The sequence below is a fragment of the Variovorax sp. YR750 genome, assembly GCF_900109805.1.
Classification (GTDB): domain Bacteria; phylum Pseudomonadota; class Gammaproteobacteria; order Burkholderiales; family Burkholderiaceae_C; genus Variovorax; species Variovorax gossypii.
Genome location: NZ_FOBJ01000054.1, coordinates 1 through 1303 on the forward strand (window position 1 = coordinate 1; position 1303 = coordinate 1303).

Consider the following 1303-nt stretch of genomic DNA (forward strand, 5'->3'; position numbering starts at 1 on the left):
CCGAGGCGCAGGCGTTCGAGGAGGACGTGCGCTATCGGGCAGCGACGCGCGAGGTGATGCGCCTGGAGGAGGTGCGCGAGGATGCCGAGCAGGCGTTGGTGCCGACGCCGTGGAAGCGCGGGGGCGTGTACCTGATCAGTGGTGGTGCAGGACGCCTGGGCCTGCTTGCCGGCAAGGCGATCGCGACGGCGGTGTCGGATGTGACGCTGGTGCTGACGGGGCGTTCGGTGCTGGGTGCCGAGAAGCTGGAGCAGCTGCGGCAGCTGGAGGCGCTGGGCGCGCGCGTGGTGTACCGGCAGATGGATGTCGCGGACAGTGCGGCGGTGGAGGCTTGCGTCGCAGAAATGGTCCAGACGCATGGCCCGCTCACGGGTGTGATCCACACGGCGCGAGTGCTGCATGACGGCGGCTTGATGAAAAAGACGGAGAGCGAGTTGCGTGCGGTGCTCGCACCGAAGGTGGCAGGTGTGCTGGCGCTGGATGCGGCGACGCGAGATCAGCCGCTGGAGGTGTTCGTCAGTCTCGCCTTTGCGGCGGACAACGCGGGTCAGTTGGACCGCGCGACAGCCGATGCCTTCCTGAACGCGTACGCGGCGCATCGTGCGATGGCAGTACAGGCGGGCGAGCGCTCGGGGCGCACGCGCTCGATCGACGGGCCGTCGTGGGAAAACGGCACGTTGGAGCGTGCGCTGTCGCTGGATTCGCCTCGGGTGACGGTGCTCTCGGGTGTCCGGGCCCCGATCGAGCCGACGGTGCCGACGGCTTCGCATTCTGTCCGGCGTTCGGAGTCGACCGCCGACCTGGGCGTGGACCTGCAGGCGTTGCAGGAGAAGGTGCTGCATCGCTTCCTGGCGTTGTTCTCCAAGGTGGCGAAGATCGACGCGGACAGGATCGATCCCGAGGAGGCGCTGGAGCGCTACGGGATCGACTCGGTGATGGTGTCCCAGCTCAACCTGGCGCTGAACGAGATCTTCGGCGAGGAGATCTCCAAGACGCTGTTCTTCGAGTACCGGACGCTGAGTGCCCTGGCCGGCTACTTGGTGGGCGCATATCCACAGACATGTGCACAGTGGAGCGGCGTTGGGAAGGCGCCGGCTGTCGCCTCACTGGGGGACGTGACGGCCTCCTCTGGCGGGCGTGGTCCGGTGGTCGTCCGGCAGGTGCGCAGTGCATCGCGCGCTACCTGGGGCAGTCGGCAAGCTGATCGGGAACCCATTGCCATTGTGGGTCTGGGCGGGCGGTATCCGAAGGCTGCGACGCTGGAGGCCTTCTGGGAGAACCTCAAGCAGGGCGTGAATTGCAT

At 67.4% G+C, this 1303-nt stretch carries 1 protein-coding gene; it reads left to right on the top strand.

Going from position 1 to position 1303, the window contains the following annotated elements; genetic code table 11:
• Positions 1 to 1303 (top strand): beta-ketoacyl reductase (locus tag BMY35_RS37495; protein WP_143080859.1); only part of this gene is annotated, 1303 nt, incomplete at both ends.